The organism is Myxococcus sp. CA056, from assembly GCF_013336715.1.
GTDB lineage: Bacteria > Myxococcota > Myxococcia > Myxococcales > Myxococcaceae > Myxococcus > Myxococcus llanfairpwllgwyngyllgogerychwyrndrobwllllantysiliogogogochensis.
In genome coordinates, this window is sequence record NZ_JABUMT010000004.1 from 793,644 (window position 1) to 819,625 (window position 25,982).

Annotated in this window: 26 protein-coding genes; 15 read left to right on the forward strand and 11 right to left on the reverse strand. The window is 69.8% G+C overall.

What is annotated here, in order from left to right; genetic code table 11:
- Positions 1–24: 24 nt before the first annotated feature.
- Both HUA76_RS21615 and HUA76_RS21620 read left to right on the forward strand, forming a co-directional pair.
- On the forward strand, positions 25–741 hold the full coding sequence (locus HUA76_RS21615) for a TetR/AcrR family transcriptional regulator (protein WP_174455000.1): 717 nt from the start codon (positions 25–27) through the stop codon (positions 739–741).
- Positions 675–1,472, forward strand: coding sequence for an enoyl-CoA hydratase/isomerase family protein (locus HUA76_RS21620; RefSeq protein WP_174461928.1), 798 nt, complete (start codon positions 675–677; stop codon positions 1,470–1,472). The genes HUA76_RS21615 and HUA76_RS21620 overlap by 67 nt, the downstream gene beginning before the upstream one ends.
- A gap of 12 nt (positions 1,473–1,484) precedes the next feature.
- On the opposite strand, the gene HUA76_RS21625 is transcribed toward HUA76_RS21620, so the two are convergent.
- Positions 1,485–2,483, reverse strand: coding sequence for a M23 family metallopeptidase (locus HUA76_RS21625; protein ID WP_174461929.1), 999 nt, complete (start codon positions 2,481–2,483; stop codon positions 1,485–1,487).
- 307 nt (positions 2,484–2,790) lie between these two features.
- On the opposite strand from HUA76_RS21625, the gene HUA76_RS21630 reads away from it, so the two are divergent.
- From HUA76_RS21630 to HUA76_RS21670, 9 genes are all read left to right on the forward strand, one after another.
- On the forward strand, positions 2,791–3,351 hold the full coding sequence (locus HUA76_RS21630; protein ID WP_174455003.1) for a hypothetical protein: 561 nt from the start codon (positions 2,791–2,793) through the stop codon (positions 3,349–3,351).
- Positions 3,352–3,360: 9 nt separating this feature from the next.
- Positions 3,361–4,128 (forward strand): endonuclease/exonuclease/phosphatase family protein, encoded by a 768-nt coding sequence (locus tag HUA76_RS21635; protein ID WP_174455004.1) that lies wholly within the window; start codon positions 3,361–3,363, stop codon positions 4,126–4,128.
- A gap of 140 nt (positions 4,129–4,268) precedes the next feature.
- Entirely contained in the window at positions 4,269–4,709 is a 441-nt protein-coding gene (locus HUA76_RS21640) for a phage holin family protein (RefSeq protein ID WP_141648730.1), read from the forward strand.
- Entirely contained in the window at positions 4,699–4,920 is a 222-nt protein-coding gene (locus HUA76_RS21645) for a DUF3618 domain-containing protein (RefSeq protein WP_141648729.1), read from the forward strand. The genes HUA76_RS21640 and HUA76_RS21645 overlap by 11 nt, the downstream gene beginning before the upstream one ends.
- A 55-nt stretch (positions 4,921–4,975) precedes the next feature.
- Entirely contained in the window at positions 4,976–5,176 is a 201-nt protein-coding gene (locus HUA76_RS21650) for a hypothetical protein (protein ID WP_141648728.1), read from the forward strand.
- A 36-nt stretch (positions 5,177–5,212) separates the two neighbouring features.
- Complete coding sequence (locus HUA76_RS21655; protein ID WP_141648727.1) at positions 5,213–5,659, forward strand: hypothetical protein; 447 nt, start codon at positions 5,213–5,215, stop codon at positions 5,657–5,659.
- Positions 5,660–5,708: 49 nt separating this feature from the next.
- Positions 5,709–6,002: a YtxH domain-containing protein gene (locus tag HUA76_RS21660; RefSeq protein ID WP_141648726.1), complete on the forward strand. Its 294-nt coding sequence runs from the start codon at positions 5,709–5,711 to the stop codon at positions 6,000–6,002.
- Between the two features lie 166 nt (positions 6,003–6,168).
- Positions 6,169–7,086 (forward strand): hypothetical protein, encoded by a 918-nt coding sequence (locus HUA76_RS21665; protein WP_174461930.1) that lies wholly within the window; start codon positions 6,169–6,171, stop codon positions 7,084–7,086.
- 68 nt (positions 7,087–7,154) lie between these two features.
- A complete protein-coding gene (locus HUA76_RS21670; RefSeq protein ID WP_174461931.1) occupies positions 7,155–8,663 on the forward strand; it encodes a hypothetical protein in 1,509 nt (502 codons plus the stop codon).
- 27 nt (positions 8,664–8,690) lie between these two features.
- On the opposite strand, the gene HUA76_RS21675 is transcribed toward HUA76_RS21670, so the two are convergent.
- Positions 8,691–9,560 carry a hypothetical protein gene (locus HUA76_RS21675; RefSeq protein ID WP_174461932.1) on the reverse strand — a complete coding sequence of 290 codons (870 nt, stop codon included), beginning with the start codon at positions 9,558–9,560 and terminating at the stop codon, positions 8,691–8,693.
- A 160-nt stretch (positions 9,561–9,720) separates the two neighbouring features.
- Here HUA76_RS21675 and HUA76_RS21680 point away from each other — a divergent pair, with 160 nt between their 5' ends.
- Positions 9,721–12,258 carry an adenylate/guanylate cyclase domain-containing protein gene (locus tag HUA76_RS21680; protein WP_174462015.1) on the forward strand — a complete coding sequence of 846 codons (2,538 nt, stop codon included), beginning with the start codon at positions 9,721–9,723 and terminating at the stop codon, positions 12,256–12,258.
- 230 nt (positions 12,259–12,488) lie between these two features.
- On the opposite strand, the gene HUA76_RS21685 is transcribed toward HUA76_RS21680, so the two are convergent.
- From HUA76_RS21685 to HUA76_RS21715, 7 genes are all read right to left on the reverse strand, one after another.
- On the reverse strand, positions 12,489–12,857 hold the full coding sequence (locus tag HUA76_RS21685; RefSeq protein WP_141648286.1) for a ferredoxin: 369 nt from the start codon (positions 12,855–12,857) through the stop codon (positions 12,489–12,491).
- Between the two features lie 249 nt (positions 12,858–13,106).
- The gene (locus HUA76_RS21690) at positions 13,107–13,883 is read right to left on the reverse strand and encodes an NADH-quinone oxidoreductase subunit I (protein ID WP_174461933.1); all 777 of its coding nucleotides are present in this window, start codon (positions 13,881–13,883) and stop codon (positions 13,107–13,109) included.
- Between the two features lie 31 nt (positions 13,884–13,914).
- Complete coding sequence (locus tag HUA76_RS21695) at positions 13,915–15,339, reverse strand: complex I subunit 1 family protein (protein WP_174461934.1); 1,425 nt, start codon at positions 15,337–15,339, stop codon at positions 13,915–13,917.
- 2 nt (positions 15,340–15,341) lie between these two features.
- Positions 15,342–17,228: a 2Fe-2S iron-sulfur cluster-binding protein gene (locus tag HUA76_RS21700; protein WP_174455010.1), complete on the reverse strand. Its 1,887-nt coding sequence runs from the start codon at positions 17,226–17,228 to the stop codon at positions 15,342–15,344.
- The gene (gene nuoD / locus HUA76_RS21705) at positions 17,225–18,484 is read right to left on the reverse strand and encodes an NADH dehydrogenase (quinone) subunit D (RefSeq protein ID WP_141648282.1); all 1,260 of its coding nucleotides are present in this window, start codon (positions 18,482–18,484) and stop codon (positions 17,225–17,227) included. Before nuoD ends, HUA76_RS21700 begins: the two co-directional genes overlap by 4 nt.
- Before the next feature lie 14 nt (positions 18,485–18,498).
- Positions 18,499–19,017 (reverse strand): NADH-quinone oxidoreductase subunit C, encoded by a 519-nt coding sequence (locus HUA76_RS21710; protein WP_174455260.1) that lies wholly within the window; start codon positions 19,015–19,017, stop codon positions 18,499–18,501.
- Between the two features lie 180 nt (positions 19,018–19,197).
- Complete coding sequence (locus tag HUA76_RS21715; RefSeq protein WP_174461935.1) at positions 19,198–20,481, reverse strand: adenylate/guanylate cyclase domain-containing protein; 1,284 nt, start codon at positions 20,479–20,481, stop codon at positions 19,198–19,200.
- 127 nt (positions 20,482–20,608) lie between these two features.
- Between HUA76_RS21715 and HUA76_RS21720 the strand changes: the two genes are divergently transcribed.
- Both HUA76_RS21720 and HUA76_RS21725 read left to right on the forward strand, forming a co-directional pair.
- A complete protein-coding gene (locus HUA76_RS21720) occupies positions 20,609–22,750 on the forward strand; it encodes a sulfatase-like hydrolase/transferase (protein WP_174461936.1) in 2,142 nt (713 codons plus the stop codon).
- On the forward strand, positions 22,740–23,108 hold the full coding sequence (locus HUA76_RS21725) for a PaaI family thioesterase (RefSeq protein WP_246137189.1): 369 nt from the start codon (positions 22,740–22,742) through the stop codon (positions 23,106–23,108). Before HUA76_RS21720 ends, HUA76_RS21725 begins: the two co-directional genes overlap by 11 nt.
- A gap of 113 nt (positions 23,109–23,221) precedes the next feature.
- Here the strand turns inward: HUA76_RS21725 and HUA76_RS21730 are convergent, their stop codons facing one another.
- Positions 23,222–23,785, reverse strand: a complete 564-nt coding sequence (locus HUA76_RS21730) for an NADH-quinone oxidoreductase subunit B (protein WP_141642903.1) — start codon at positions 23,783–23,785, stop codon at positions 23,222–23,224.
- Positions 23,786–23,791: 6 nt separating this feature from the next.
- Positions 23,792–24,163, reverse strand: coding sequence for an NADH-quinone oxidoreductase subunit A (locus tag HUA76_RS21735; RefSeq protein WP_141642904.1), 372 nt, complete (start codon positions 24,161–24,163; stop codon positions 23,792–23,794).
- A 247-nt stretch (positions 24,164–24,410) separates the two neighbouring features.
- Between HUA76_RS21735 and HUA76_RS21740 the strand changes: the two genes are divergently transcribed.
- The gene (locus tag HUA76_RS21740; protein WP_174455014.1) at positions 24,411–25,976 is read left to right on the forward strand and encodes a methyl-accepting chemotaxis protein; all 1,566 of its coding nucleotides are present in this window, start codon (positions 24,411–24,413) and stop codon (positions 25,974–25,976) included.
- Positions 25,977–25,982: the final 6 nt, after the last annotated feature.

Sequence of the window (25,982 nt, forward strand, 5' to 3'; positions counted from 1 at the left end):
ATCAACCAGCCGGTGGAGGACGTCGTGGGCCAGAGCAAGTCGGCGGCGGACAACGGGAATCGCGAGAGCGAGCGCCGCCGGACCATCCTGCGGGCAGCCATCGATGTGTTCGCCCGAAAGGGCTATCACGGCTGCCGCATCGCGGACGTGGCGAAGGAAGCCGGTGTCGCCTACGGCCTCGTCTACCACTACTTCAAGAACAAGGATGAGCTGCTGGAGACCGTGTTCGACACGGGCTGGAGCGGCTTCGTCACGCGCGTGCGCGCGGTGGTGGAGGGGGAGGGGGCGCTTTCGGCCAAGGTGTACGGCGTGGTGGACGTGGCCTTCGAGGCGTACCGGGTGGACCCGCGTGCGGTGAAGGTCCTCATCCTGGAGATTGCCCGCAGCCCGGCGGGCTCCCGCATCAACCGGCAGACGGCCTTCGTGGACGCCATCCGCCTGAGTTCGGAGCTGTTCATCCGGGCGAAGGAGGCGGGGGAGCTGCGCGCGGACACGGACCCGTTGCTGTCCTCCGCGCTCCTGTTCGGCGCCATCGAGATGGGGCTGACGGCGTTCGTGACGGGGCTGGCGGACTCGCGCGACGCGCAGGCGCTGGAGCGGGCGAAGGCGCAGATCGCCGATACCTTCCTTCATGGCGTGCTGGCGGACGCGTCGCCAGGCGCGGAGACCGCCGCATGGAAGCCGGAGAAGCCGTCGTCGGAGAAGTCCTCTACGAAGTCCAAGGCCCCCAAGCGCACCTGACCATCAACCGGCCCAAGGCGCGCAACGCCTTGTCGCCCACGGTGGTGAAGGCGCTGATGGACGGGCTGGAGCGTGCGGAGGCGGACCCCGCCGTCCGAGTGGTGGTGCTCACCGGCGCGGGCGAGAAGGTCTTCTGCGCGGGCGGAGACCTGGGGCAGATGGTGGGCGACGGCGGCTTCCTCGCCACCCACGAGGGGCGCCGCTCCTACGGGAAGCTGCTGACCCGGTTCCAGGAGGCGCGCAAGCCCACCGTGGCGCGCGTCAACGGGCACGCGCTGGCCGGTGGCCTGGGGTTGGTGCTCGCGTGTGACCTGGCCGTGGCGGTGGAGACCGCGGACTTCGGGACGCCCGAAATCGACGTGGGCCTGTTCCCGATGATGATGATGGCGCTGCTGCAGCGCCACGTGGGCCGCAAGCGGGCGCTGGAACTGGTGCTGACGGGGGACAGGCTCCCCGCGCGCGACGCGCTGGCGCTGGGCCTGGTCAACCGGGTGGTGCCCGCCTCGGGGCTGGACGCCGCCGTCGCGGCGCTGGCGGGGAAGCTGGCCGGCAAGAGCCAGGCGGTGCTCGCCCTGGGCCGGCGTGCCTTCTTCACGGCGGAGGACCTGCCGCTGCCCGCGGCGCTGGAGTTCCTCGCCTCGCAGCTGTCGCTCAACGTGCTCGCGGACGATGCCGGCGAGGGCGTCTCCGCGTTCATGGAGAAGCGCGCGCCGAAGTGGAACGACCGCTGAGCGTCGTCGTGCTCAGGGCACGCCGAGCGCGGTGTCCCCGCTGGCCACGGCGGGCGACGCGGGTGGGAAGAAGTCCAGGCGCAGCAGCGACTCGCCATCCACCCAGATGCCGTCCACCTTCACACCCCAGTGGAGGTGGGGGCCGGTGACGCGGCCGGTGCTGCCCACGAGGCCCAGGTGCTGGCCCTGCTCCACCTTGTCGCCCGTGCGCACCTGGATGCGCGACAGGTGGAAGTACGCGGTGAAGAGGTCTCCGCCGTGGTGCACGAGCACCGTCTTTCCGGCGGAGTAGTTGTCGCGCGCCATCACCACGGTGCCCTCGTTGCTGGCCGTCACCTGCGCGCCCGGGTCCCCGTCGATGTCCACGCCGAAGTGCTGGCTGGACAGCTTGCCGTTGAAGGTCCGCCGGTCTCCGAAGGGCGCGGTGATGCGGTCCTGCCGGGGCCAGACGAAGTTCTGCGCGAAGTGCGGCGCGCTGAAGGGCTGGGAGAAGGCCGCCGCGAAGGCCTTCCGGTCCGCGGCGATGCGGGCCTTCACCGAGGCCGGAGGCGCCACGTACTTGCCGGACACCTTCAGCTCGCGCGACGGATAGCCCGGCTCCGCCACGTCCAGCGTCCCCGTCAGCTCCAGCGGCGCGCCGCCCAGCGACGACGGCCCCACCACCTGCACCAACGCACTGCCGGGCGCCAGCTCCACCGGAAGGCCCGTCACCGCGAGAAAGCCATCTCCCCACGGGAAGAAGCGCAGCGCGCGTCCCGCGAGCGTGCCCGTGGGCATGCCCGCCATGCCCCGCACCGCGACCATCACCGGGTCGCCGGGCTTCGCCGTGCCGGGCTGGAGCGAGAGCAGGGGGCGACCCTGCGCCGCCGAGGGCGCCTGCACCGAGGAGGCGGGGACGACGACGGCCGCGGGCGTCGGCTCGGCGGCCTGGGCCTTCGCCCCGAGGGCGAGCAGTGCGAGCAGCGCGTGGGAGGGCGCGGAATACAACCAGCGGGCGGGGTGCGGAGCCATGAGCGGTCCTTTACACCACGAAGTCCCGGACTCTTCCCAGGGTGAGAAGAGCAGGTGTCGGACGCCTGCCCCTTTCCCCGGGAGCGCCCGCTGGGGTGCCTGCCTGGCGACGTCCGGCCCCTCGGTCCGCGAGCGAGCGGCGCACGCCAGACATTGTCGGCACTTGGACGTCGCATGGGGCTGGAATCGCGGGCAGGTGGGCTGGAGGGCAGGCAGCCGACTGTCAGCCATGGCGTCAAGCCGTACCGGCGCGCCTCCAGGCTTCCTAGCTTCTGCTCGAACCCAATAACCCTTTGGAGATTCGTGGATGCCTCGTCCCTATAGCTTCGACCATTTCCAGGTACCGAAGACTCTGCCGCAGAGCCGCAGCATGCGCCGGCGGGACAAGGAGCACCTCGCTCAATCCCGCTCGCAGACGGAGGAGCTGGCGGCGCGCGAAGGAGTCCACTACGGCAAGTCCTTCTCCGAGACGGAGGAGAACTTCCACGCGCGACAGATGGAAGCTCAGCTCGAGGAGCTGGCGCGTCAGGAACCCGACGGCAAGTTCTCCCACGGCATGTCGACGCCCGCCCGCGCGGCGTCGAAGCGCGCCTCGCGTGAGGACAAGGTCCGGGAGGACCAGAACAGGAAGCAGGCGTCGAGGGGGGAGCCCGTCATCCGGGGCACCTTGCCCATTGGCGCGCTGCCTCCCACGCGCGAGCAGCCTCCGCGTGGCCGGTTCCCGGACCTCATCGACGATGCGGGGCGCCAGTTGCAGACGCTGCGCGGCGGTCTGGGGGACGCGGTCAAGGCGGTGGCGAGGCTGGCGGCGCTGCCCTTCGAGGTGATCCGCCTGGCGGCGCGGCGCCTCAATCCCCTCCACGGCTAGCGGCGCCCCGTGGAGCTGACGCTCGTCAGTTACAACATCCACAGCGGCATCGGGACGGACGGCCGGTTCGACCTGGGCCGCGTGGGTGAGGTGCTCCGCGAAGTCGGAGCAGACATCGTCGCACTCCAGGAGGTGGGCGACTTCCGCGCGCGCACCTCGCGCGAGGACCAGCCCGAGCACCTGGCGGACATGCTCGGGATGCACATGGCCTTTGGCCCCAACGTGGTGCGCAACGGCCGGCGCTACGGCAACGCCATCCTCACGCGGCTGCCCATCCTCCACTCGAAGAACTACGACTTGAGCGTGGGGCGGCGCGAGCCTCGGGGCGCGCTGCGCTGCGACCTGGACCTGGGCGGGGGACAGCAGCTCCACGTCTTCTCGCTCCACCTGGGCCTGCGGGTGGCCGAGCGTCGGCGTCAGGAGGCGTTGCTCCTGGGCTCGGACATCCTCCGGGACGCCGTGCGCAAGGACCCGGCCGTGGTGTGCGGGGACTTCAACTACTGGGGCAACGGCGCGGTGCCGTCGCTGGTGCGCCAGGCCATCCACGACGCGGCGCTGGAGCTGGGCACTCCCGCACGGACCTACCCCACGCGGTGGCCCGTGCTGCGGCTGGACCGGATTTACGTGGACTCGGGTGTCCGGCCGCTCTCCATCCACCCCCACCGCACGGAACGCAGCCGGATTGCATCCGACCACCTGCCGCTCGTCCTGCGTTTCGCGGCGCCCATCGCCGAGGTGGCGTCGTCCCCCTCTCCACCGGTGGAGCTCATCGGGTAGCGTGGGGGAACGGCGGGCGCGTTGAGTGGCCGACGCTTGCGAACGCCGGACAGAAACGCCGGGAGGAGGTTGTCCCGGAGGGCAGGGGTGCCTAGGTTGGCGCCACTTCTGTGAGGACGTGAGCGCCGGCCGGAGAGTGAATGCACGTGGGGAGCGAACAGACGGAGCGTGGCCTCGCCGCGCTCGTCGGCCGCATGGCGGACAGCTTCAGCCGCCTGGTGACGCAACATCTCCAACTGGCGCGCCTGGAGCTCGCGGAGGACTTGAAGGCCACGGGCATGAACGTGGCGATGATCGCCGCCTTCGTGCCCTTCATCCTGGTGGGGTATGCCTTCGCGTGCGGTGCGCTCGCGGCGGTTCTGTCCGCGTACCTGGGATGGGCCGGGGCGCTCGGGGCGGTGTCGCTGCTCAACCTGGTGGCGGGAGGGGGCGGCATCGCCTGGGCGCTGCAACGACTGAAGGCACGGCGGATGATGGACGACACGGCGGATGAGTTGACCCGTAGCATGGCGGCCCTCTCCACTCCGGCCCCGGTACCCGTGGGCAACCCGCTCTTGAAGGAGTCTTCGAATGGGCGCTAGCAATGGACACCCCAAGCCCGTGGGCCCTCGCACCAGCGCGGGGCTGCGCGAGGACATCGAGCGGACGCGCGCGGAGCTGGCCACGTCGGTGAGCGCGCTGCGCGAGGAAGTGGCGGTCGCCGCGGACTGGCGCGAGTGGGTGCGCCGTCATCCGCACGAGTGCGTGGCCGCGGCCTTCGCGGTGGGATTCCTGCTGGGCTCGCGCCGCTGAGCGCGCGGGCCGACGACTTCGTGGTTTCACCCTTTGAATCGAGGAGAACGCCTTCATGGACATGAACCCGCAGCAGGTGGCCGACCGGGCCCGACAGCTTCAGGACCGCGTGGTGCCGCAGATTGATGAGGCGCGGCAGAACCTGGTCGACATGAACAACCGCGTGGTGAGCTTCATCCGCGCCAACCCCGGGACGTGCCTGTTGGGCGCGGTGGCCGTGGGCTTCCTGGTGGGGCGCATCGCCTCGCGTCGCTGAGTGGCACCGCTGACGCAAACACGAGAGAGGGCACTCATGACGAACTATCCAGGGGCTTCAGGTAACGGCAACCCTTCGTCGCGGGAGCATGGCTCCGACGCGGGGTTCGGCCAGCGGGTGGACCAGATTGGCTCGGAGGCGCAGCAGCTCTGGAGCGATGCGAGGGGCGCGGTGGATGACCTGGGACAGACGCTGGACCTGCGGGGCCGCGTGGAGCGCAACCCGTACGGGATGATGGCGGCCGCGCTGGGCGTGGGCTACGTGCTGGGCGGTGGGCTCTTCACGCCGCTGACGGCGCGCATCCTCAAGCTGGGTGTGCGGCTGGCGGCGCTGCCCTTCGTGAAGGACGAGCTGCTGGGCATGGCCGAGACGGCCTTCCAGGGTTATCAGACGGGGCGGAGCGTGGTGGGCTCGCCCGCGCGGGAAGGCTCCGCGTCGGCGGATGCGTCCGCAGCGGGGACTCCGCGCCCTCCGTCCTACTAGCGTTTGCTGTCTCATCTCCCCACGACGTAACAGCCTGTTGGAGTCGCGAATGAACCTGAACGCCCTCAAGAAGATGGACAAGGACGACCTGCTCAACCTCATCGGTCTGGAGAGCCGTCGCAGCGCGGCGGAGGATGTGTTGCCGGTGCTGGGCGCCTTCGCGGCGGGCATCCTGGTTGGCGCGGGCCTGGGCCTGCTCCTGGCCCCGAAGGCGGGCAACCAGCTCCGCGATGACCTCAAGCAGCGGCTGCAGAGCGGCCAGGACTACCTGTCGAACACGCTGGGCCGGGGTGAGACGTCGCCCTCCCAGGGTGCGCAGCCGCCGGTGTCTCGCACCGCGTGAGCCTTGCGTCCGTGCGCACAGCGCGGACCGTGACGTGAGGGCCTCCATCCGTGTGCCGCGAGTCGGCGTCGGGTGGGGGCCTTCGTGTTTTCGCGAGCAGGGGCGGGGCCAGGCCCGGCGCGGATGAGAACGGCTCTGTTCGAGGCAGGGTGTAGACTCCGTCGCCGTGAGTGAGACGACGAAGGGTGGGGCGTTGGGGCCCGTGAGCGCGGCGGCGGGGCCGGAGGCGGCGCTGTCGCGGCTGCGCGCGCTGGAGACGCTCGAGTCGGGCTACGAGGCGTGGCTGGAGTTGAAGGGGGAGCATGCGGCCTCCTCGGCGCGGTTTCGAGAGGAGCGGGAGCGGTTGGATCAGCAAGGCTCCTTCCTGTTGGGCGCCGTGCGCGCGGCGGGCCTGGAGTCGACGTCGTCTCTGGAGCCGGGGCTGGTGCCCACGTCGGCGTCGGCGGGTGACTTCCTGCGAGACGCCGAGGAGAAGCTTTCGAAGACGCGCGAGGCGCTCGCGGCGCGCGAGGCCGAGTCCGAGGCGGGCTACTCAGCGGCCTTCGCGGAGATTCGCGCCACCCTGAAGGACCGCGTGCAGCGGCACCTGGCGGTGCATCGTCCGCGCTTGACGTTGCTGCTGCGCCGCGTGGGAACGGAGCGCTCCATCCTCCATGTCGAGCGTGTGTCCGGCGACACGCCCGTGCTGCTGTGCATGCTCTTCACGGGGAGGATTCCGTCGCGGTATGGCTTCCTCCTGGATGATTCGACGGAGGATGTGGCCCTGCCTCCCGCGCCGCTCTATCCGGACGAAGGCGTGGCGTCCGCGGACGTGAGACCGGATGCCTCCGCGCTGGTGGAGCGCGTGCGCGTGGCGGGCGAGGTGCTTCCGGTGAAGGGCATGTTGCCGCTGGCCGTTCCGCGTCCGGGAGGAGGAGAGGACTTCTTCCGACTCCTGCAGCGTGGGGCCGTGCTCGAGGTGGAGGTGGTGGAGGGCGCGACGTTTCGCAACGTCCTTGGCCGCGAGGAGTCCGAGCGCTTCGCGGGGCACCTCTTGCGCCTCAAGCTGGCGGGGCGCATCGACCTGGACATCGAAGCGGGCTGAAGTCGATGGATGGGACTGGGCACCCCGCCTTCGAAAATGGCGGCGACCTCTGGTAGACGCGACGCTCCGTGTCCGACGCCAGCCCCTCGAGCCTCAGTCCCTCGCGCCATCCGTGGTGGCCCCTGCTGCTGGTGGGGGCTGGTGCCTGGCTGCTTCGAGTCGCGGGCTTCTTCCACCGGGGCGGCGCGTTGGGCTACCCGGTGGACTACGACGAGGGCGTCTATTTCAGCGCCGCCGCGCTCCTGTCGCAGGGCGTGTTGCCTTATCGCGACTACTTCTTTGTTCATCCTCCAGGCCTGGCGGTGCTGCTGTCGCCCCTGGCCGCGCTCTCCCGCGTCTTTGATTCAGCCACGGCCTTCACCGTGGTTCGCTGGTTCATCCCCGTCCTCGGCGCCCTGAGCACGGTGCTGAGCGGACGCATCGCCCAGGAGCGGTGGGGGATGCGGGCGGGGCTCGTCGCGGCGCTCGTGTATGCGGTCTACCCAGAGGCCGCTGCGACAGAGCGAGGCCCATTCCTCGAACCGTTGCTCAACCTCACCTGTCTCGGGATGGCATGGGTGTGGCTTCGCCCGGGTGGGGATGGCGTGGCTCGGCGACAGGATGGGTGGGTGGGGGTGCTGCTGGCCACGGCCTGCGCCATCAAGCTGACGGCGGGCGTCTGGGTGCTCGCGGCGGTGTGGGCTCGCGGAGCGGCGGGGGAGTGGAGGCGCGTCGTGAGAGTCGTGGGCGCCGCGGTGGGAGCGGGACTGCTCTGGGTCGGGCCCTTCTTCGCGCTGGCGCCCGGTCCGATGTTCGACGGACTCCTGCGCTTCCAGTTGATGAGGCCACCCGATGGAGAGCTGGAGCGCTGGCGTCGGCTCCTCTCGATGCTGGGCGAGGGCCACGTCGGTGTCTCCGTGCTGAGCATGCTGGGGCTGCTCGTCGTGCTGGTGCGCGCTCGGCGGAAGGAGGCCGTCGCCGAGAGGCTCTTCGCGGGAGCCTGGCTCCTCACGTGTGTGACGTTCCTCGCATCCAAGAGCTATTGGGGCCAATACAACGCGAGCCTGGCCCCGGCCACGGCGGTGCTCGCCGGGCTCGGCGCTTCGTTGCTGTTCGCGTGGGCGGAAACGCGCTCTCGCGCCGTCGCCGCCTTCGTGACGGGAGTGGTGGGGATTGCCGCGCTCTCGCCACTGCCGGCCTCCCTCCGAGGCGCGAACCAGAAAGACCGTGGACTTCTCGCGCTGGGGAACAGCATCCGCGCCGGTGTGCCCGCTGACTCGGCGCTCTGCGTGTTCGAGCCCTCGTGGGGCATCGTCGCGGGGCGACTGCCAGGGATTCCCAAGGGCGCCCCCGTGCTCGTCGACCCCTACGGCCTCATGTTGCACGACGCGCTGGGTGGCACCGAGCGCTTCGCCTCCGCGGCGGCGGCCTTCGAGGATGAGCGCTCGCAGAGAACGATGCTCCCGCTTCTCGCGCGCTGTGACGTCCTGGTCCTCAATGGCCGCGGCGAGTGGCAACTGTCCACGGCCAGCGAGCGCTGGATTCACGAGCACTTCTCACAGGATGGGCCCCTGTGGAGGTCGACCTCCTCGGATTGAGGAGGCCGTGGCACTCGTACCTGGTACTCAGTTCGTCCGGATGATGCCCACGTCGGCGGTGCCCGCGAGCAGCGCGCTGCCGATGAACAGGTTGTTGGACTCCGCGCCGCCCAGGCGCACGGCCTGGAAGATGACCAGGTACGTCTGATTGGCCTTCGGGAAGGCCGTGCCCGGAATCGTCACCTGCGCCTCGCGGTACGTGCCCGGCACGGCGACGAGCTGGAGGAACTCCACGGGCGTGGTGGGCACGTTGGAGTAGGTGGGCTGGCCCTTCTCTCCGTCCGAGCTCACGGGCACCACGGTGACGAAGCCCAGCGTGCGCTCCTTGTTCCCCGCCGCCGCCGCGCGGTCGAACGTCAGCGCGGTGCCCGAGGCGTGCCGCAGGAAGCCCTCGGGGGGGTGGAACCGGGTGATGGCCTCCTGAATCGGCGCGTCGTCGACCTGACCCACGTAGCGCGTGCCGTTGCGCGAGGCGATGAACTGGTACGTGGCGCCGGACTGGTAGGCCAGCTCCGGGTCGCTCCCGGCCACGTTGGTGCGGCTGTAGCTGCCCGAGCCGTCCTCCGTCAGAGTCGTGGCCTGGCCGCCCACCGGCTGCAGCGTGGCAGTGGCGCCGGACACGCCCGAGGGCTGCGAGTTCTCCCCGGACTTGGTGCCGAAGAAGACGACCGCCGCCGTCTGAGCGGGCAGCGAGATGACATCGCCCCCATCCGGGATGACCGTCCCGGCGTCGAAGCCCGCGAGCGCCAGGGCGCTGATTTCCACCTCGGGCGTGGCCAGGAGGGTGCCCACCATGACGTGGTCGGCGGTGAGCTGGGCCCCCGTCTTCTCCAGGTCGCACGCCAGGGGGGCAAGGGAGAGGGCAGCGACGGCGGCGGACAAGAGGAAGCGTTTCATCGGAGTACCTGGGTTGCGACGAGTCGGCCGAGCATAGCAGGCACGTGCGACAAGCCCCGCGCACTCGGCATCTCGGGGTATCCTCCGGGTACTCGTGCAAGGACACCGCGTTCACTCCGCGAGCCGGCGCTTCTTCAAGCGGCTCGGCTTCTCCCTGGCCATGGCCGCCTTCTTCGGCTGTGTGCTGGGGATCCTCGTCTATCTGCGGGCACCCCAGCCGGCGGCGCCGCGAGGAGACTCGCCCTCGTGGATGCCCTCGGGCGTCGTGGAGATGGCGCAGGGCTGGCTGGAAGGCCTGGAGCGGCGCACCTACGACTGGCGCGTGCTGGAGTTGGGCGCGCGCTCGGAGCGCCCGGACGAGGCCGTGGTCGTCGCCATCGACGATGAGACGCTCGCCGAGGCCCGGCAGGACGACAGGCCCGGCGTCGCCACCCAACCCTGGCCCCGGCAGCTCGTGGGCGCCATGGCGCACCGACTGGTGGAGGAGGGGGCGCTGCTGGTGCTGCTGGACCTGCCGTTCCCCGAGCTGAGCCCGAATGCCTGCGTCAACCCGAAGCTGTCACCCGGCGCCATCTCCAGCGACGACGCCTCGTTCCGCGAGTTCCTGGAGCGTGACTCGGGCAAGGCGCTGCTGTCCTTCTCGTGGGAGTCGCAGGGCTCGCGGGTGCTGCCTCCCGCCAGCCGCCTCTGGCCCTACCGGGTAAAAGTCGGGACGTTCCCCGGCACCTCCGAGGCGCGCGCGAAGGCGCAGGCGGTGCTCGCCGTGCAGCGGCCCGTGTTCGTCATCCCCGCTGGAAGTCAGGTGGAGGTCTGGGGTGGTGCCTCGGACGAGGCGGATGCGCGCGAACTCGGGACGCGGCTGGGCTCGCCGGGGGCCGCTGTCGCGGAGCGCCGTGCGGCGGACGACACGTTCCGCATCGGCCCGACGGAGCTCTTCGTCTCGCTGGCGGAGGTGCAGGTGGTGGGGTTGGACCCCGCGAAGCTGGTGGAGGTCCGTCAGCTCCAGCACCCGGTGGCGCCGCTCATGGGCGGTGGCGCGGGCTATGGGGCCGCCACCCTGACGACGGACCCCGACGGTGTGGTGCGAGGAATCCCTCATCTGGTGGCGTACACGGCGAGGGATGGGCGTCACGTGCTGCCCTCGTTGCCGCTCGCGGCGGCGATGCGGCTGGCCAACACGCGCTCGCTTCGCTACGCGGACGGCCGGCTGCACGTGGGAGATGCGTACTCGGTGCCGATGGACACGTCGGGCTTCAGCCTGATGCGCTGGGATGCACCGACGGCGGGGCGGGGCTCTCGCGGCTCGCTGGCGCGCTCCATCCGTGCGTGGAACGTGCTGCTCAATGTCTTCGACGTGGCGGACGAGCGCCCGGCGCGCTTCGACAACGACTTGGAGGGCCGCACCGTCGTCCTCACGCGCACCGCGGGCGAGTCAGGCCACTTGCGGCCCACGCCCATTGGTCTGGAGACGCCGGGGGGCGCGATTCTGGGGCAGGCGCTGGCCAACATCCTGCGCTCCGAGGGCATCTCGCGCGCACCAGCGGATTACGACCTGGGGCTGACGGTGGGCCTCGCCTTCCTGGGGGCCTTCCTCGCGCTGTCGCTCAGCTTCCTCCTGCGTTCGCTGCGGGGCGCGATGCTGTACCTGAGTGGCCTGGCCCTCGCGGGTGCGGGCTACACGGCGGCGGCCTTCTACGTGTTCATCGAGCAGCGGCTCTGGGTGGCGATGGCGGGCCCGCTGCTGGCCATGGTGGGGGCCTTCGCCGTCACCACTGTCTACGCCTTCCGCAACGAGCAGCAGATTCGCGACTTCGTGCAGACGGCGCTGGGCCGCTACGTCAGCCCGGAGGTCGCCCGGCTGGTGACTCGGGACTTGAGCCTGATGCGCCCCGAGCGCCGACGAATGTCGGTGTACATCTGCGACATCGAGGGCTTCACCCGCTTGTCGGAGGGCATGACGCCCGAGCAGCTCGTGGGCCTCTTCAACGAGTACCTCCTGGAGATGGCGGCGGTGGTGCGTTCCACGGCGGGGCAGGTGGACAAGTACATCGGCGACTCGGTGATGGCCTTCTGGGGCGCGCCGGTGCGCACCGAGCGCCACGCGCATCTGGCCTGTGAGGCCGCGCTGAAGATGCGCGCGGTGCTGGCGGAGAAGCAGGATGCCTGGGAGAAGAAGTACGGCCGCCGTCTGAGCTTCCGCGCCGGAGTGGACACGGGCGAAGTCGTCGTCGGCGACATGGGCAGCGAGCTGAAGTCGAACTACACCGTGCTCGGCGACGCCGTGGGCATGGCCGCCCGGTTGGAGTCGCTGAACAAGGTGTACGGCACCTACGTGCTGGTGGGGGACGGCACCGTGTCGCTCGCGGGCGACAACTACGTCTTCCGCGTGGTGGACCGGGTGCGACTCAAGGGGCGCGCGGAGCCGCTGCGCGTGCACGAGCTGGTGGGGCGGAAGGGTGAAATCACCAGCCCGCAGCAGGACCAGCTCGCCCTGCACGAGAAGGCGCTCACCGCGTACCACCAGCGACGCTTCGCGGAGGCACACGCCCTCTTCGAGCGTTCCGCCACCGAGTTCAAGGACACCGTCTCCGCCGTGTATGCCGCCCGCTGCGCTCGCTTCATCGTCACTCCGCCGCCCGCGGAGTGGGATGGGGTGCACGGCGTGGAAGAGGGTGAGCACCTCGCTGTCGCGGCGTGAGGGGCTTCGCCGCCGGACGGTGCGCGCGTGCCGCGACTGCGCGCGAGGTGCTCCAGCGGACGGTGCGCGCGTGTCGCGATTGTGTGCGAGACGCTTCAGCGGACGGCGCGCGCGTGCCGCGATTGTGCGCGAGGCGCTCCTGCGGACGGCGAGCGTTCGCTGTCGCGGCGTGAGGGGCTTCGCCGCCGGACGGCGCTCGCGTGCCGCGCTGCAGCGCGAGGTGTTCCGCGTCAGCCGTCGTCGGGGTCCGGTGTGTCCGGCTGGCCGAACAGCTCGCTCACGGGAGCGTCCTTCGCGATGTGCTCGTTGACCACGCGGCGCATCTTCTCGGGCGTCATCTCCGAGTAGTACACCTCGCCGTCCCAACCCATGAGCTGGTAGTCCTCGGGCGACAGCGGGTCCCTCTTGCGGCCCGTGTCCTCGCGGACCACGACGTTGGGCCCCATGTGGCAGAAGCCGTAGCAGCCGCCCCGGTACAGCTCGCAGCGCGGCACCAGGCCCTGCTCGGACAGCGAGTCCCGGGCGGCGGCATACACACCATCCGCGCCGCCGGCCTTGCAGGTCGACCCTTTGCACACGGACAAGCGGTAGCGCTTCATCGCCAAGACACCACCCACCCTACGGAGTCCACGCCCCGAGCGAAAGCAGCCAGCCCCCACCTTCGTGTGCCAGGCCGCACTCCACACCGTCCCGGGGACGAAAGCCCGGACGCCAGACGCCAGGGCCATTGAAGAGCTGCAACGTCATCACCCGCACCCCGTAATGAAACCGGCCCGCCTACCGCTCGAGGAGCGGGGAGGCGGGCCGGGGCAGCTACACATCCGTACGCGCGGAGCGCGCGGGTGGATCTACTTGAGGAACTTCGTCACCTGGATGGGGCCCTGCTGCGTGACGACCGTCTGTCCGTGCGTCACGACGGCCTTGCCGTGCCCACCGTGGTGGTCGTGCCCCGCGCCCAGCTGCGGCGTCTTGAGCTGCACCAGGCCCTCGCCAATGCGCGTGTGGGCCTCCTTGTGCGTGTGGTGCGGCTCCTCGGAGCCCTCACGCTTGTTCCACGGGTCGGAGGGGTGCGAGACGGCCGGCCCCTTCAAGAGCTTCGGGATGTCGTAGACGAAGTTCTGCCGCGTGTACTCGGAGGGCGTGTGCATGTACGTGTCCATGCGGATGGCGTCCTTGGGGCACGCGTCCACGCACAGGCCACACACGATGCAGCGCAGCTCGTCGATGACGAACTGGGTGGGGTACTTCTCGATGACGCGCGACTCGCCGTCAGCGTCCGTCTCCTCGTACTCACCCGCCTCGATGTAGATGCACTGCGCCGGGCAGATGGTCGCGCACATGTAGCAGGCCACGCAGCGCGGCTTGCCGTCCTCGCGCGGAACCAGCCGGTGCAGACCGCGGTAGCCCTCCGGGTAGATGGGCTTCTCCTCGGGGTACTCGACCGTCGTCATCAGGCTGGTGCCCGTGCGGTCCTGCACCTGCGTGTTCGTGTCACGCGTGCCGAAGAGGTTGCGGAAGAAGTGCTTGGTCGTGATGGCCAGACCGTGCAGCAGCCCCGGGATGTACATCCGCTCCCGGATGTCCGTGCGGGGGTCCTGGGTGACCTTGGTAACCTTGATGGCCATGATGGTGTCTCGATTCCCGGTGCCCTAGGGCCTAGTGCGAAGACGTCGCGCTCGCGTGGGACGGCAGCCCATGCGCGTCGTGCCCGTGGTCATGGCCATGGGCTCCATGCGCGCCGTGCGCACCGCCCTCCGCCGCTTCTGCCTTCTTCGTCATCGTCAGCACCACCAGCACGCCGATCTCCAGCATGCCCACCACCGCCAGCGCCCGCAGCGACGGATCCCACAGCACCAGCGCACCCGAGACGAACACGTTCACCAGGGCCAGCGGCAGGAGGATCTTCCAGCCCAGCGTCTGGATCTGGTCGTAGCGGAAGCGGGGGAAGGTCCAACGAATCACCAGCTGCACCCAGATGAGGAAGACCACCTTCACCCAGAACACGGTGCCGAGCAGCGTGCCGTACAGCCAGCCGTGCTCCTGCATCAGCGGCTGGCTCGCCAGCCACTCGCCGCCGAAGGGCAGGTGGTGGCCGCCGAAGAACAGCGCCGTCGTCACGCCGGCCAGCACCACGACCTCCACGAACTCGGAGATCATGAACATGCCGAACTTCATGCCGGAGTACTCCACGAAGTAGCCGATGATCTCCGACTCGCCTTCCGGCACGTCGAAGGGCGCGCGCTTGGTCTCCGCGAAGGACGCGGCGAAGAAGCCGATGAAGCCGATGGGCTGCAGGAGGAAGCCCCACGCCGGCACGCCGAAGTCGAACGCGCCTTCCGTGCGCCACAGGTACTGCGCCTGGCCCGTGGCCTGCGCCCCGGCGAGGCCCAGCTCACCGACGATCGCGGGCAGCTGCAGCGAGGAGAACGCCATGAACAGGCCGATCAGCGACAGGCCCAGCGCCACCTCGTACGAAATCATCTGCGAGGACGCGCGCACGCCGCCCAGCAGCGCGAACTTGTTGTTGGAGGACCAGCCCGCGAGCGCCGTGCCGTAGACGGCCAGGGACGCAATCGCGAGCAGGTACAGCACGCCGAAGTCCGGCGTGGCGACCACCATGTCCACGCGGTGACCGAACACCGTCACCGAGGGGCCCGCGGGCACCACGGCGAACAGCGCGAACACCGGCGCGAAGGCGAGGATGGGGCCCAGCTTGAACAGGAACCGGTTCGCGGTGCCGGGGATGAAGTCCTCCTTCGTCAGCATCTTCAGCACGTCCGTGAGGATGTGCGGGATGCCGGCGAGGGAGCGGTTGCGCAGGCCGGGCAGGTCGATGCGCGCGCGGTTGGGGCCCACGCGGTCCTGCATCAGCGCGCTCCACTTGCGCTCGGCGAGCGTGAGGAGCGTGGCGATGATCATCACGAAGACGAGCATCAGGAAGATGATGTTCGACAGCCGGCTCGCACCCGGGAAGAGGTGCTTCTCGGCCAGGCCGGCCACCACATAGGCCGCCGCCGAGACACCCGCGAGCGTCGCGACGATGAAGCCCGTCGCGAAGAGGACAGTCAGTACGCGCTTCATCGCTAGATACCCCTCACCCGGGGAGAACCGAACTCACGGTAGCCCGGAGGACGCCCATCGGCGCCGGTGGGCAGCGGATTGATACCCGGCTTCTCCCGGTCCGGCGGAGAGGCCTTGTCCCAGTTGAACTCGGCGAACTCGGCCACCTTGCCGGACAGCTCGCGCCACACGTCGCGCGCGGAGGTCCAGGCCGGCGCCTCGCCGCCCACTTCGCGCGTCAGCTCCGCGACCCACTTCCAGCCCGGAGTCACGTCGCCCTTGGGCGGGTACGCCTTGCGGAAGCGCTGGGTGATGCCGTCCATCTGCGTGAAGGAGCCCTCGTCCTCGACGTGAATCGAGGCGGGCAGGAGCACCGTCGCCTGCGCCGTCACCGGCGACTCGTTCTTCTCCTGCACCACGAAGACGTCCAGCTTGGAGGCGGCCTTGGCGAAGGCCTCCACGTCGCCCGGCACCTCGGTGCCGATGGCGTAGAGCGCCTTGACTTGACCCTTGTCCAGGGCCGTGGTGAGCGCCTCGAAGGTCTCCACCTTCAGGCCCAGGCCCTTGGCGATCCACTCCAGGCCCTTGCGGTTGGGGTTCTTGTCCGCCGTCTTCAGGAAGTGGTCCGCCTTGCCCGCTGGACGGCCGCCCACGTAGACGGTGGAGATGCCCAGCGTGGCCTTCGCGAAGGTGAGGCCCGCCAGCAGCTCCTCGTTGGAGGACACCGGCGAGGCGAGCACCGCGAGCTTGCCACTGCCCACCAGCGGCTTGAGCGCCTTGGCGGCGGCCTGAGCGGCCTCCTTGCGCGTCACCACCGGAACGACCTCGGAAGCGGCCTGGACCGTGGCGCGGCCAATCCTCGCCTGGAGCACGCGGCCCAGGTTGAAGGACTTGTACATGAGCCGGCCCTGGTCACACATCCAGCTCTTGTTGATCTCCTCGTTCTCACGAGGACGGATGCGGTAGGTGTCCTGCGACATCCAGTCCGCGTACGTGTTGCAGCCCTTCGCGCAGCCCGTGCAGATGGACGGGGTGGCGGAGAGGAACCACGCGCGCGCCTTGAAGCGGAAGTCGCGGCTGAGCAGCGCTCCCACCGGGCAGACGTCCACGGTGTTCAGCGAGTAGTCGCTGTCCAGCTCGTTGCCCGGGAACACGTCGATGCGCTCGTGGCTGCCGCGGCCGAACACGCCCAGCTGCGGCTCCTTGGCGACTTCGTTCATCACGCGCACGCAGCGGGTGCACATGATGCAGCGCTCCTGGTCCAACACGACGCGCGGCCCCAGCACCTTGCGCTTGTTCTTCAGGGCCTTGCCGCCCTCCAGGCGCGAGGGGCGGTAGTCGTACTTCATGTAGTAGTCCTGCAGCTTGCACTCACCGGCCTGGTCGCAGATGGAGCAGTCGACCGGGTGGTTGAGCAGCAGGAACTCCATCACCGAGCGCTGCTGCTCCTTCACCTTGGGCGTCGTCGTCTTCACGACCACACCTTCGGCGAGCGGCGTCTGGCACGCGGGCACCATCTTGGGCGCGTTGGACGCCTCGATGAGGCAGATGCGGCAGTTGGCCGCGATGGAGAGGCGCGGGTGGTAGCAGTAGTACGGAATCTCCGAGCCGACCGACTTGGCCGCCTCGATCATGTTCGTCCCCGGCTTCACGACGACTTCCTTGCCGTCGATGGTGCAGGTGACGAAGCCCGGGTTCTTCGGCGCGGGCTTGGGCGGCGGACCCGGAGGGGCGGCGGCCTTGGGCGGCGCCGTGACGCTGCTGGCCGCCGCGGGGGGCGTGTCCAGCTTCGCGCCGGCCGGAGGGTTGGAGGGCTCGGGACCGATCTTCGCCGCGGGGGTGTCCGTGGGCGCGCCCTTGGGGGGCGGCTGCGCATCACCGGTCGGCTTCTTCGTGTCGTCGTTGCTCACTGCTCGACCTCGCCGCCAATCATGTTGATGGTGTCAAACGTGGGGATGAGGTCCGCCAGCATCTTCCCCTCGATGATATGGGGCACCGCCGCGAGCACCGGGAAGCCCGGGGCGCGCACATGGACCTTGTACGGACGACCGCGCCCGTCGCTCACCAGGTACCAGCCCAGCTCGCCGTTCGAGGCCTCGGTCGCGTCGTAGCACTCGCCGGGCGGCACCTGGATGCCCTCCATGACGAGCTTGAAGTGCGCCATCACGCCTTCGATGGTGCCGTAGACCTCCGGCTTGGGCGGCAGCGCGATGCGCCAGTCATCCACGATGATGGGGCCCGCGGGGATGGTCTCCAACGCCTGGCGGATGATGCTGATGGACTGACGCATCTCCTCCATGCGGACGAGGTAGCGGTCGTAGTTGTCGCCGTGCTCGCCCACCGCGACGCTGAAGTTGAAGCGCTCGTAGACCCAGTACGGGTGCGCCTTGCGCAGGTCGTGGTCGATGCCGCACGCGCGCAGCGCCGGGCCCGTCCAGCCGTAGTCGATGGCGTCCTCGGCGCTGATGACGCCGGTGTTCTTGGTGCGGTCCACGAAGATGCGGTTGCGCGTGAGCAACCCGTCCATCTCCACCAGCAGCTCCTCCGTGCGGGTGAGCGTCTTGTGGACCTTGTCCGCCCAGCCCTCGGGCAGGTCGCGGTTGATGCCACCCACGCGGCCGAAGCTGGTGGTGAGGCGCGCGCCGGTCAGCTCCGTGACGCGGTCCTGGATGAGCTCGCGGGCCTCCATGCCGTAGAGGAACGGCGCGAAGCCGCCCATCTCCAGGCCGGTGGCGCCCACGCACGTCAGGTGGTCCGTCAGCCGGTGCAGCTCGCTGCCGATGACGCGGATGTACTGGGCGCGCTCCGGAATCTCCAGGCCGATGAGCTTCTCCACGGCGTTGAGGAAACCGAAGTTGTTCATCATCGCGGACAGGTAGTTGAGCCGGTCCGTGTACGGCAGGCACTGCGTCCAGGTGACGTTCTCGCAGCTCTTCTGGAAGCCGCGGTGCAGGAAGCCAATCTCGGGGTCGATCTTGACGATGGTCTCGCCGTCCAGCTCCACCTTCAGCCGCACGGTGCCGTGCGTGGCCGGGTGGGACGGGCCCATGTTGATGACCATGTGCTTGCTTTGGAGGTGGGCCTCCAGCTCCGAGCCCTCCGGCGGCAGCGAGCCGTCGGTGTCCGGATTGTGGCCCTTCGCATCAAACGTGTGGCTGTCGGCCATGGTGTCTGTCGTCCTCAGGAGTGCCCGCTGGTGCCGGGACCGCGGAAGATGTCCTTGATGGGGCGCTCGGGGATGAGCGGCTGCCGGTCTCGCAGCGCGTAGTCCTTGCGCAGCGGGTGGCCCTGGAACTCGTCGTACAGGAGGATGCGGCGCAGGTCCGGGTGGCCCTCGAAGCGGATGCCGTAGAAGTCGAAGGTCAGGCGCTCCCACCAGTTGGCGCCCCGGTACACCGGCACCAACGTGGGGATGACCGGCTGGTGCTCGCTCACGCGCACCTTGAGCCGCACGTGCTCATGGCGCTTGAACGAGTAGAGGAAGTAGACGACCTCGAACCGAGGGTCGTTCTCCGCCAGGTGCAGCCGGTCCACGCCGTCGATGGAGCCGAAGAGCTTGAACTCCAGCTCCGCGTCGTCCTTGAGGAACGCGGCGACCTTCGGGAGCGAGTCGGGATGGATCACGGCCCAGGCGCCACCGGCCCGGTCCACATAACGCTCCACCACCGCCTCGGGAAAGTGGGCGGAGACCCTGTCCAACGCGAAAGTGCTCAAGGGGGACCCAATGACTGAGGGAGAAGAATCCGCGGCTTTATAAGGAGCCCAGAAGGGGGGCGTCAACGTAAACCCTCAACCATGTAGGCCACTTAGGAAGCCCAGAAGCCCGCGTTGCGCACGCGGCGTCCGAGCGGGCGTGTGGATCGGTGGAAGGGGAGGAATTCAGGCCGCCGAGCCCGGGGAGCCGACGAGGGCGGGAGCCGTCGCCAGGGGGACGAAGGTGGCCACCGGCCGACTCTTGCCAGGCACGAGCGCCTGGGTGATGGCCTCCCAGTGGAAGAGGGGGCCCGCCTGGTCCCGGGTGGCCTCCGAGACGAGCACCGGGACGCCCACCCGCTTGGTCAGCCCCTCGATCCGGCTGGCCAGGTTCACAGTGTCGCCAATGGCGGTGTAGTCCAGGCGCCGGGCGGTGGAGCCGATGTTGCCCAGGATGACGGGGCCAGTGTGGACCCCCACCCCCATCCGCAGGGCCGGGGCCCCCTGGAGTGCCCGGTCCGCGTTGAAGTCCTCCAGCTCCCGCACCATCGCCAGGGCGCAGCGCACCGCGCGCTCGGCGTGCTCGGCGTCCGCCAACGGGGCCCCGAAGTACACCATGAGTGCGTCCCCGATGAACTTGTCGAGCGTTCCTCCATGGCGGAATACCACCTCCACCATCCGGCCATAGTAGGCGTTGAGGAGCTTGACGACCTCGCCCGGGGGGAGCCGCTCGCTCATCGAGGTGAAGTCGCGGATGTCGGCGAAGAGGACGGTCACCTCGCGCAGCTCCGGCTCCGGGGAGGCGAGGCGCTGGAGTCGTTCCGCGACGGCGGGGGCGAAGTAGCGGCCGAGGCGGGCGCGCTTGAGCTCCTCTTCTGAGACGGCGGCGGAGAGCGCGCGGATGCGGTTGAGCAGGTGGCGGGCGCCGGCGGCGGCCACGGAGAGCATGACCACCGAGGCCAACTGGGCGCCGATGCCGATGCCGGCCTGGTGCTGGAGCGCCATCTCCGCGACGGCGGCGAAGGCGGTGACGACGAGCGTCACGGTGTTGCGCAGCGACAGCGCCGCGAGGATGACCAGCACCGCGAAGATGCCGAGCGTGAAGCCGGCGACGCCCCCGGGGGAGGGCGACACTGGAATCGCGTGGCTCTGGAGCCAGTACACCGCCGGCACGTCGATGAAGGCCACGGACAGGCCGGCCCAGCGCACGGCGCGGGGCGAGCGGGCCACGGCCACCCACACCGCCGCGGTGCAGAGCCAGTAGACGGAGAGGGGGCGGAGGTACTCGACCCAGTCCGCCTTGCCCACGCCCAGGCCCAGACAGGCCGACATCACGAGCATGACGGTGACGGCGACGAAGCGAATCCTCGAGAGCTGGCGCGCGTTGCGTCGCCGCTCGTCGTCGAGGGCCCGGTTCACCGAGTCCTGGATGCCTTCTGGCGCGTTGGACCTCAGGCCCTCACCCCCCATCCCAGGCTCCACGGGTCGACTTCCGCAGCACGCACATCTTGCACCGTCTGGACCGCGCTCGCACCTTCCGGGCCGGAAAGGGTCCTTGCCTCGCGAGCCTGTCGCGTTGCGGTATACACGCGGATGCATGGCTGAGTCCGTTCCTCCTCATCCGTTCCGTTCGCTCGGTTGGCGCCTCGTGCTGGGCGCGGGCCTGGGGTTGGTGTTGTTCGCTGGAGAGTCCTGGCTGCTCTTGCGCTCGGGGCTGGTCGGCGTGGACATCCCCGTGGACGGGCCCTACGCGGCGCTGGCGGCGGCGGTGAGGCCGGTGCTCCCGGGCCTGCTCCTGCGCGTGGCGGCCGTCTACCTGGTGGCGGGGATGGTGCTCGCGGGCGTGGCGTGGGGGCTCGCTCGCGTCTGGGGCCGGGGTGGGGTGGGGGCGACGGCGACAGGCTGGTGCGTGCTCGTCCTGCTGCTGGCGTGGGACCGCGCCATCTCCCGGCCCGCGCTCTTCGACGACCTGCCCGCCGTGCGTCCGCTCCTGGCCTGGCTGGTGGACCATGGCGCACCGTGGCATCCGCGCGCGGCGGCGGTGCTGCTCGCGCTGGTGCATGTCGCGGTGCTCCTGGCCCGACTGGGGACGTGGAAGCGCCGGCTCCAGGTGGGCTTGGGACTGGTGGCCACAGTGGTGGTGCTGTTCGTCGCGGGGCGCGCGGGCGGTGGCGGGACGACGGACGCCAGGCCTCCGCTGGTGGTGCTCATCGGCATCGATGCCTTCCGGCCGGACCGGCTGCGCACGCTGGGCGGAAACGGCGAGGTGGCGCCGCACGTGGACCGGTTCGTGGAGGACGCCACGCTCTTCACGCGGGCGTATACGCCGGTGGCCCAGACGGAGCCCGCGTGGCGCTCGCTGCTCACCGCGCGCTGGCCCCACGAGACGGGCGTGCGCTACGCGCTGACGTCCGAGTCTCGGATGAAGCTCCAGCCCACCTTCGCGGAGTCCTTTGCTCGGGCGGGGTGGCGCACGGTGTTCGCCACGGACTGCTCGCGCTTCCACGCGGAGGGGCCCGCGTCGGGTTTCGCCACCCGGTTGCAACCTCCGCGGGGCGCGGTGAACTTCCTCCTGGAGAAGCTGCGCTACCGCGCGCTCGGCGTCTTCGCAGACCATGCCGTCGGTGCCGCGTGGGTGCCGGAGTTCATCGACAACCGCGCGCTGGCTGGCATCCATGACCCCATGGGCTACGCCGGGCGGCTGACGTCCACGCTGCTCGACGAGGCGAGCCAGGGCCCCACGCTGTTCGCCTTCCACGCCACCGCCGCGCACTTCCCCGGCGACCCCGTCCATCCCTTCTACCGGCGCTTCGTGTCGTCGTCCGAGCCCCTGGAGCGCCGGCTGCGCATGCACTTCGCTCCCGTGTCTCCCGGCGCGAAGGGCGGGTGGAGTCGCGACGGGGCGGAGGCGCTCTACGACGAGCTCATCTCCCAGGCGGATGCGCAGGTGGGCATGTTGCTGGACGCGCTGCGCCGCTCGGGGCGGTATGACGACGCGCTCATCGTCCTCATGTCGGACCACGGCGAGAGCTTCCACGAGGACCGGCCGGACCTGGCGGGCGCCACGCCCGTGCATGGCGCGCGGCTGTCCGATTTGGAGAACCGCATCCTGCTCGCGGTGAAGCCGCCGAAGGGACGTGCTGTCGCGCCCGCCACCTCGGAGGCGCTGGTGCGCCTGGTGGACGTGGGGCCCACGCTGCTGGAGCTGTCGAGCCTGCCCGCGCTCTCCGGCGTGGACGGTGTGTCCCTGGCGCCGCTCTTGCGCGGTGAGTCGCTGGCTCCGTTGAACCTTTACGCGGAGACGGGCTTCACGCACGTCTCGCCCGAGGTGTTCGACAGGGGGCACTGGCCCGGCGCGCCTCGCGCGTTCGACGCGTACCGCATCCGCCCGGACGGCGTGGTGGAGCTGGGTGACGCGGCGCACGAAGCCGTGGTGTTGGAGAAGGACCGGGGCGCGTTCGACGGACATCGCTGGTGGGTGGACCGACCGCAGGCGGATGGCACCCTGCTGCGCGTGTGCGAAGGGGACTGTGAAGGGCTGGACGCGCTGGCGCTGGAGTCGTGGCTGGACACGGTGCGAGGACGGACGCCGGAAGGGGACTCGCGTAAGGTGGCCGGCCATGTCGACGACTCCAGACGCCCCGTCTCTCCAGGAACAGTACGCCCCCCACAACAGCTGCTTCGGCTGCGGCCCGGCCAACACCCAGGGCCTGCGCATCCGCAGCCGCGTGGAGGGTGACCTCGTCGTCGCCGAGTGGACGCCCTCCGAGCACCACCAGGCCTTTCCGGGCGTGCTCAACGGCGGAATCATCGGCGCGCTGCTGGACTGTCACTGCAACTGGACGGCGGCGTACCACCTGATGAAGGCGCAGGGCGCGTCCTCTCCGCCGTGTACCGTGACGGCCGACTACTCCATCACCCTCAAGCGCCCCACGCCCATGTCCGGGCTGGTGCGGCTGGAGGCGAAGCCGGTGGAGCTCAAGGGCGACCGCGCGGTGATTGAAGGCACGCTCACCGCGGGCGGCAAGGTGACGGCGCTGTGCCGGGGCACCTTCGTCGCGGTGAAGGAAGGCCACCCCGCGTACCACCGCTGGTGAGGGCGGAAACACCAGGGGCCCCGATGGTGAGGGCGGAAACACCAGGGGCCCCGACGCCACCCCTCTGGAGGGGAGGCACGCGGGGCCCCGGGAGCAAGACGAAGGCTTTGGGACTACTTGCCCATGGAGATGAGCAGGTCGTGCCGGGCGGCCGTCTGGTTGGGCTGCTCGCGGTCAGCGATTCGGTGGACCTGGTTGGCGATCTTGTCCTGGAGGAGCATGAGACCGTCCAGCACCTGCTCCGGACGGGGCGGGCAGCCGGGGATGTAGACGTCCACCGGGAGGATGCGGTCGATGCCCTGGAGCACCGCGTAGTTGTCGTAGAAGCCGCCCGAGGACGCGCACACGCCGAAGGACACGACCCACTTGGGCTCGGTCATCTGCTCATACACGCGCTTGAGGATGGGGGCCTGCTTCAGGTTGATGGTGCCCACCACCATCAGGAGGTCCGCCTGACGCGGCGAGAAGCGGGGGAACTCGGCGCCGAAGCGCGCGATGTCGTGACGGCTGGCCGCCACGGACATGTACTCCATGCCGCAGCAGGCGGTGGCGTACGGGTAGGTGAACAGCGAGTACTTACGGGCCCAACCCAGGCCCTTGGAGACCATGCGCTGGAAGAAGCCCATGGCTTCGTCGCGGCGGGTCGTCAGCACTGGAGCGATGTCTGAATCAGCCATGATGTCTCAGCTCTCCCAATCCAGGGCGCCCTTTTTCCAGACGTAGATGAGGCCCACCACCAGGGTCACCGCGAAGACCAGCATCTCCACGTACCCGAACCAACCGAGCGCCTGGAAGTTCACCGCCCACGGGTACATGAACACGGCTTCCACGTCGAACACGATGAACAACAACGCGACGACGTAGAACTTCACGGCGAAGCGCTGGCGTGCCGGGCCGCTCGACTCGGAGCCGGCCTCGAACGGAGTGGACTTGATGGCGCTCGGGCGACTGGGGCCCAGCAGCGACGTGATGAAAGGAATCGCGACGCCCATGATGCCGGCCAGCAGCAGCACCACCGCCAGGGGCAGGTAGGGCGAGAGGGGAGAGGGAGTCATCGCGCGCGGAACCTAATGACACCGGCCTTGCCATGTCAAAGGGAAAGTCCCCCTGCTCGGTGCCGCAACCCCTTGAGATAACGATGAAAAGCAGGGCTTGTCGACTCCGGCGGCGAGCAGGGGGCCTGGGACGGTTCCCCGCATGCCCCGCGAGCAGCGGGCTCGTTTGACGCTTCTGGGGACGCACGCCTACCGTCGGGCGGCGCCGGCGGCCGGCGATCAGCGCGTCACTTGGGAGACGACAGGCATGTGGGGGCGGCTCGGCTTGCGGATGCAGGTGGCCATCGCGGTGCTCGTGCCCTGTCTCACGGTCATCGGCCTGTGCATCTGGAACTTCTCCGCCCGGCAGCGCGAGGTCTCCCTGGAGCTGCTCCAGAAGCGGGCCCGGGTCCTCGCCACGCTCGTGGCCAACCACCCGGCGACGCGGGAGTGGGACGGCACGGAGGCTTCCAAGGAGCGCCTGGACACCGTGCTGGCCCAGTTGGAGGCCCGTGACGTCAACGGTGAGGGTGGCTTCACGGTGAACTATCAGGGGCTGCTCGGGCCGGACGGCCGCCCCGTGTACGAGTCCGCGACGCGGCTGCCCGAGCATGCGCGCGGTCGGACGGCGGTGACTCGGGAAGGCTGTGTGACGTCGCTCCTGGCGCTGCGCGAGGTGTCGGTGCGCTGCGCGAGCGGCGAGCGGACGTATGTCGTCGGCCTGGGCCTGGACGAAGCGGCGGCCTCCGTCACCGAGCTGAAGGGCTCCGTGGTGGCGGGGCTGGTGGGCGCGCTGGTGCTGGGGCTGCTGCTCGCGGCGCTCATCGGGCGGACCATCGTCGAGCCCGTGTCCCAGGTGACGGACGTGGTGCGGGACGTGGCCCGTGGAGACGTGTCGCGCGTGGAATTGGACGTGCCGGCCACGGGCGAGGTGCGGTTGATGGCGCAGTCCTTCAACCAGATGCTCGGCACGCTGCGAATCACGGTGCTGGAGCTGGTGTCGCGCACGGAGCAGTTGTCCGGAGCATCACGCGGACTGCTGGGCGCCTCCGCGGACCAGGAGCACGTCATCAGTCAGCAGGCGGCGTACGCGCAGCAGATCGCCGCGACGTTCGAGGAGCTGAGCCGCACGGCGGAGCAGATCTCCAGCTCCACCGAAGTCGTGGAGTCGAGCGCCCGTCGCACGCACGAGGCCGTGGCCGAGGCGATGGCGGTGGTGGCGCAGGTGGTCGCGGGCATCAACGACATCCGCACCGAGTCCAAGGGCGTGGCGGACGCGATTGTCGGCCTCAACCAGGACCTGCAGCAGGTGTCCAAGATTGCCCACGTCATCAATCAGGTGGCGGAGCGCTCGGACCTGCTGGCGTTGAACGCGGCGCTGGAGGGCACCAAGGCGGGCGAGGTGGGGCGGGGTTTCTCGCTGGTGGCGGCGGAGATGCGCAAGCTGGCGGAGAACGTGTCGGCCTCCGCGCGGGACATCGGCCGCATCGTCGAGAAGGTGCAGGACTCCGGTGAGGAGGCCGCGTCCAAGGCGCGCGTGGGCATGGCCACCAGCGACCGGGGCGTCGAGGTGGCGGAACAGGCCTCCTCGGTGTTCCAGCGAATCGTGGAGCTGGCGCGTGGCACCAGCGAGGCCGCGCGGCAGATCACAATCGCCACGCGGCAGCAGCGTCAGTCCAGCGAGCAGGCGGTGCAGGGCGCGCGCAACGTGGCGGAGTTGGTGAAACAGGGCGTGGACGCCACGGGCCGCACCACGCGCATTGCCCAGGACCTCCAGGCGGTGGCCGAGGGGCTCACCGCCGTCACCAGCCGCTTCAAGACGACGCGGAGCTGAGAGGCG

Excerpts from the sequence above, each read along its gene's own strand:
- HUA76_RS21620 (WP_174461928.1), top strand. The coding sequence starts at position 675 with ATGGAAGCCGGAGAAGCCGTCGTCGGAGAAGTCCTCTACGAAGTCCAA.
- HUA76_RS21625 (WP_174461929.1), bottom strand. The coding sequence starts at position 2,483 with ATGGCTCCGCACCCCGCCCGCTGGTTGTATTCCGCGCCCTCCCACGCG.
- HUA76_RS21630 (WP_174455003.1), top strand. The coding sequence starts at position 2,791 with ATGCCTCGTCCCTATAGCTTCGACCATTTCCAGGTACCGAAGACTCTG.
- HUA76_RS21640 (WP_141648730.1), top strand. The coding sequence starts at position 4,269 with ATGCACGTGGGGAGCGAACAGACGGAGCGTGGCCTCGCCGCGCTCGTC.
- HUA76_RS21645 (WP_141648729.1), top strand. The coding sequence starts at position 4,699 with ATGGGCGCTAGCAATGGACACCCCAAGCCCGTGGGCCCTCGCACCAGC.
- HUA76_RS21650 (WP_141648728.1), top strand. The coding sequence starts at position 4,976 with ATGGACATGAACCCGCAGCAGGTGGCCGACCGGGCCCGACAGCTTCAG.
- HUA76_RS21655 (WP_141648727.1), top strand. The coding sequence starts at position 5,213 with ATGACGAACTATCCAGGGGCTTCAGGTAACGGCAACCCTTCGTCGCGG.
- HUA76_RS21660 (WP_141648726.1), top strand. The coding sequence starts at position 5,709 with ATGAACCTGAACGCCCTCAAGAAGATGGACAAGGACGACCTGCTCAAC.
- HUA76_RS21675 (WP_174461932.1), bottom strand. The coding sequence starts at position 9,560 with ATGAAACGCTTCCTCTTGTCCGCCGCCGTCGCTGCCCTCTCCCTTGCC.
- HUA76_RS21680 (WP_174462015.1), top strand. The coding sequence starts at position 9,721 with ATGGCCGCCTTCTTCGGCTGTGTGCTGGGGATCCTCGTCTATCTGCGG.
- HUA76_RS21685 (WP_141648286.1), bottom strand. The coding sequence starts at position 12,857 with ATGAAGCGCTACCGCTTGTCCGTGTGCAAAGGGTCGACCTGCAAGGCC.
- HUA76_RS21690 (WP_174461933.1), bottom strand. The coding sequence starts at position 13,883 with ATGGCCATCAAGGTTACCAAGGTCACCCAGGACCCCCGCACGGACATC.
- HUA76_RS21695 (WP_174461934.1), bottom strand. The coding sequence starts at position 15,339 with ATGAAGCGCGTACTGACTGTCCTCTTCGCGACGGGCTTCATCGTCGCG.
- nuoD (WP_141648282.1), bottom strand. The coding sequence starts at position 18,484 with ATGGCCGACAGCCACACGTTTGATGCGAAGGGCCACAATCCGGACACC.
- HUA76_RS21715 (WP_174461935.1), bottom strand. The coding sequence starts at position 20,481 with ATGGGGGGTGAGGGCCTGAGGTCCAACGCGCCAGAAGGCATCCAGGAC.
- HUA76_RS21720 (WP_174461936.1), top strand. The coding sequence starts at position 20,609 with ATGGCTGAGTCCGTTCCTCCTCATCCGTTCCGTTCGCTCGGTTGGCGC.
- HUA76_RS21730 (WP_141642903.1), bottom strand. The coding sequence starts at position 23,785 with ATGGCTGATTCAGACATCGCTCCAGTGCTGACGACCCGCCGCGACGAA.
- HUA76_RS21735 (WP_141642904.1), bottom strand. The coding sequence starts at position 24,163 with ATGACTCCCTCTCCCCTCTCGCCCTACCTGCCCCTGGCGGTGGTGCTG.
- HUA76_RS21740 (WP_174455014.1), top strand. The coding sequence starts at position 24,411 with ATGTGGGGGCGGCTCGGCTTGCGGATGCAGGTGGCCATCGCGGTGCTC.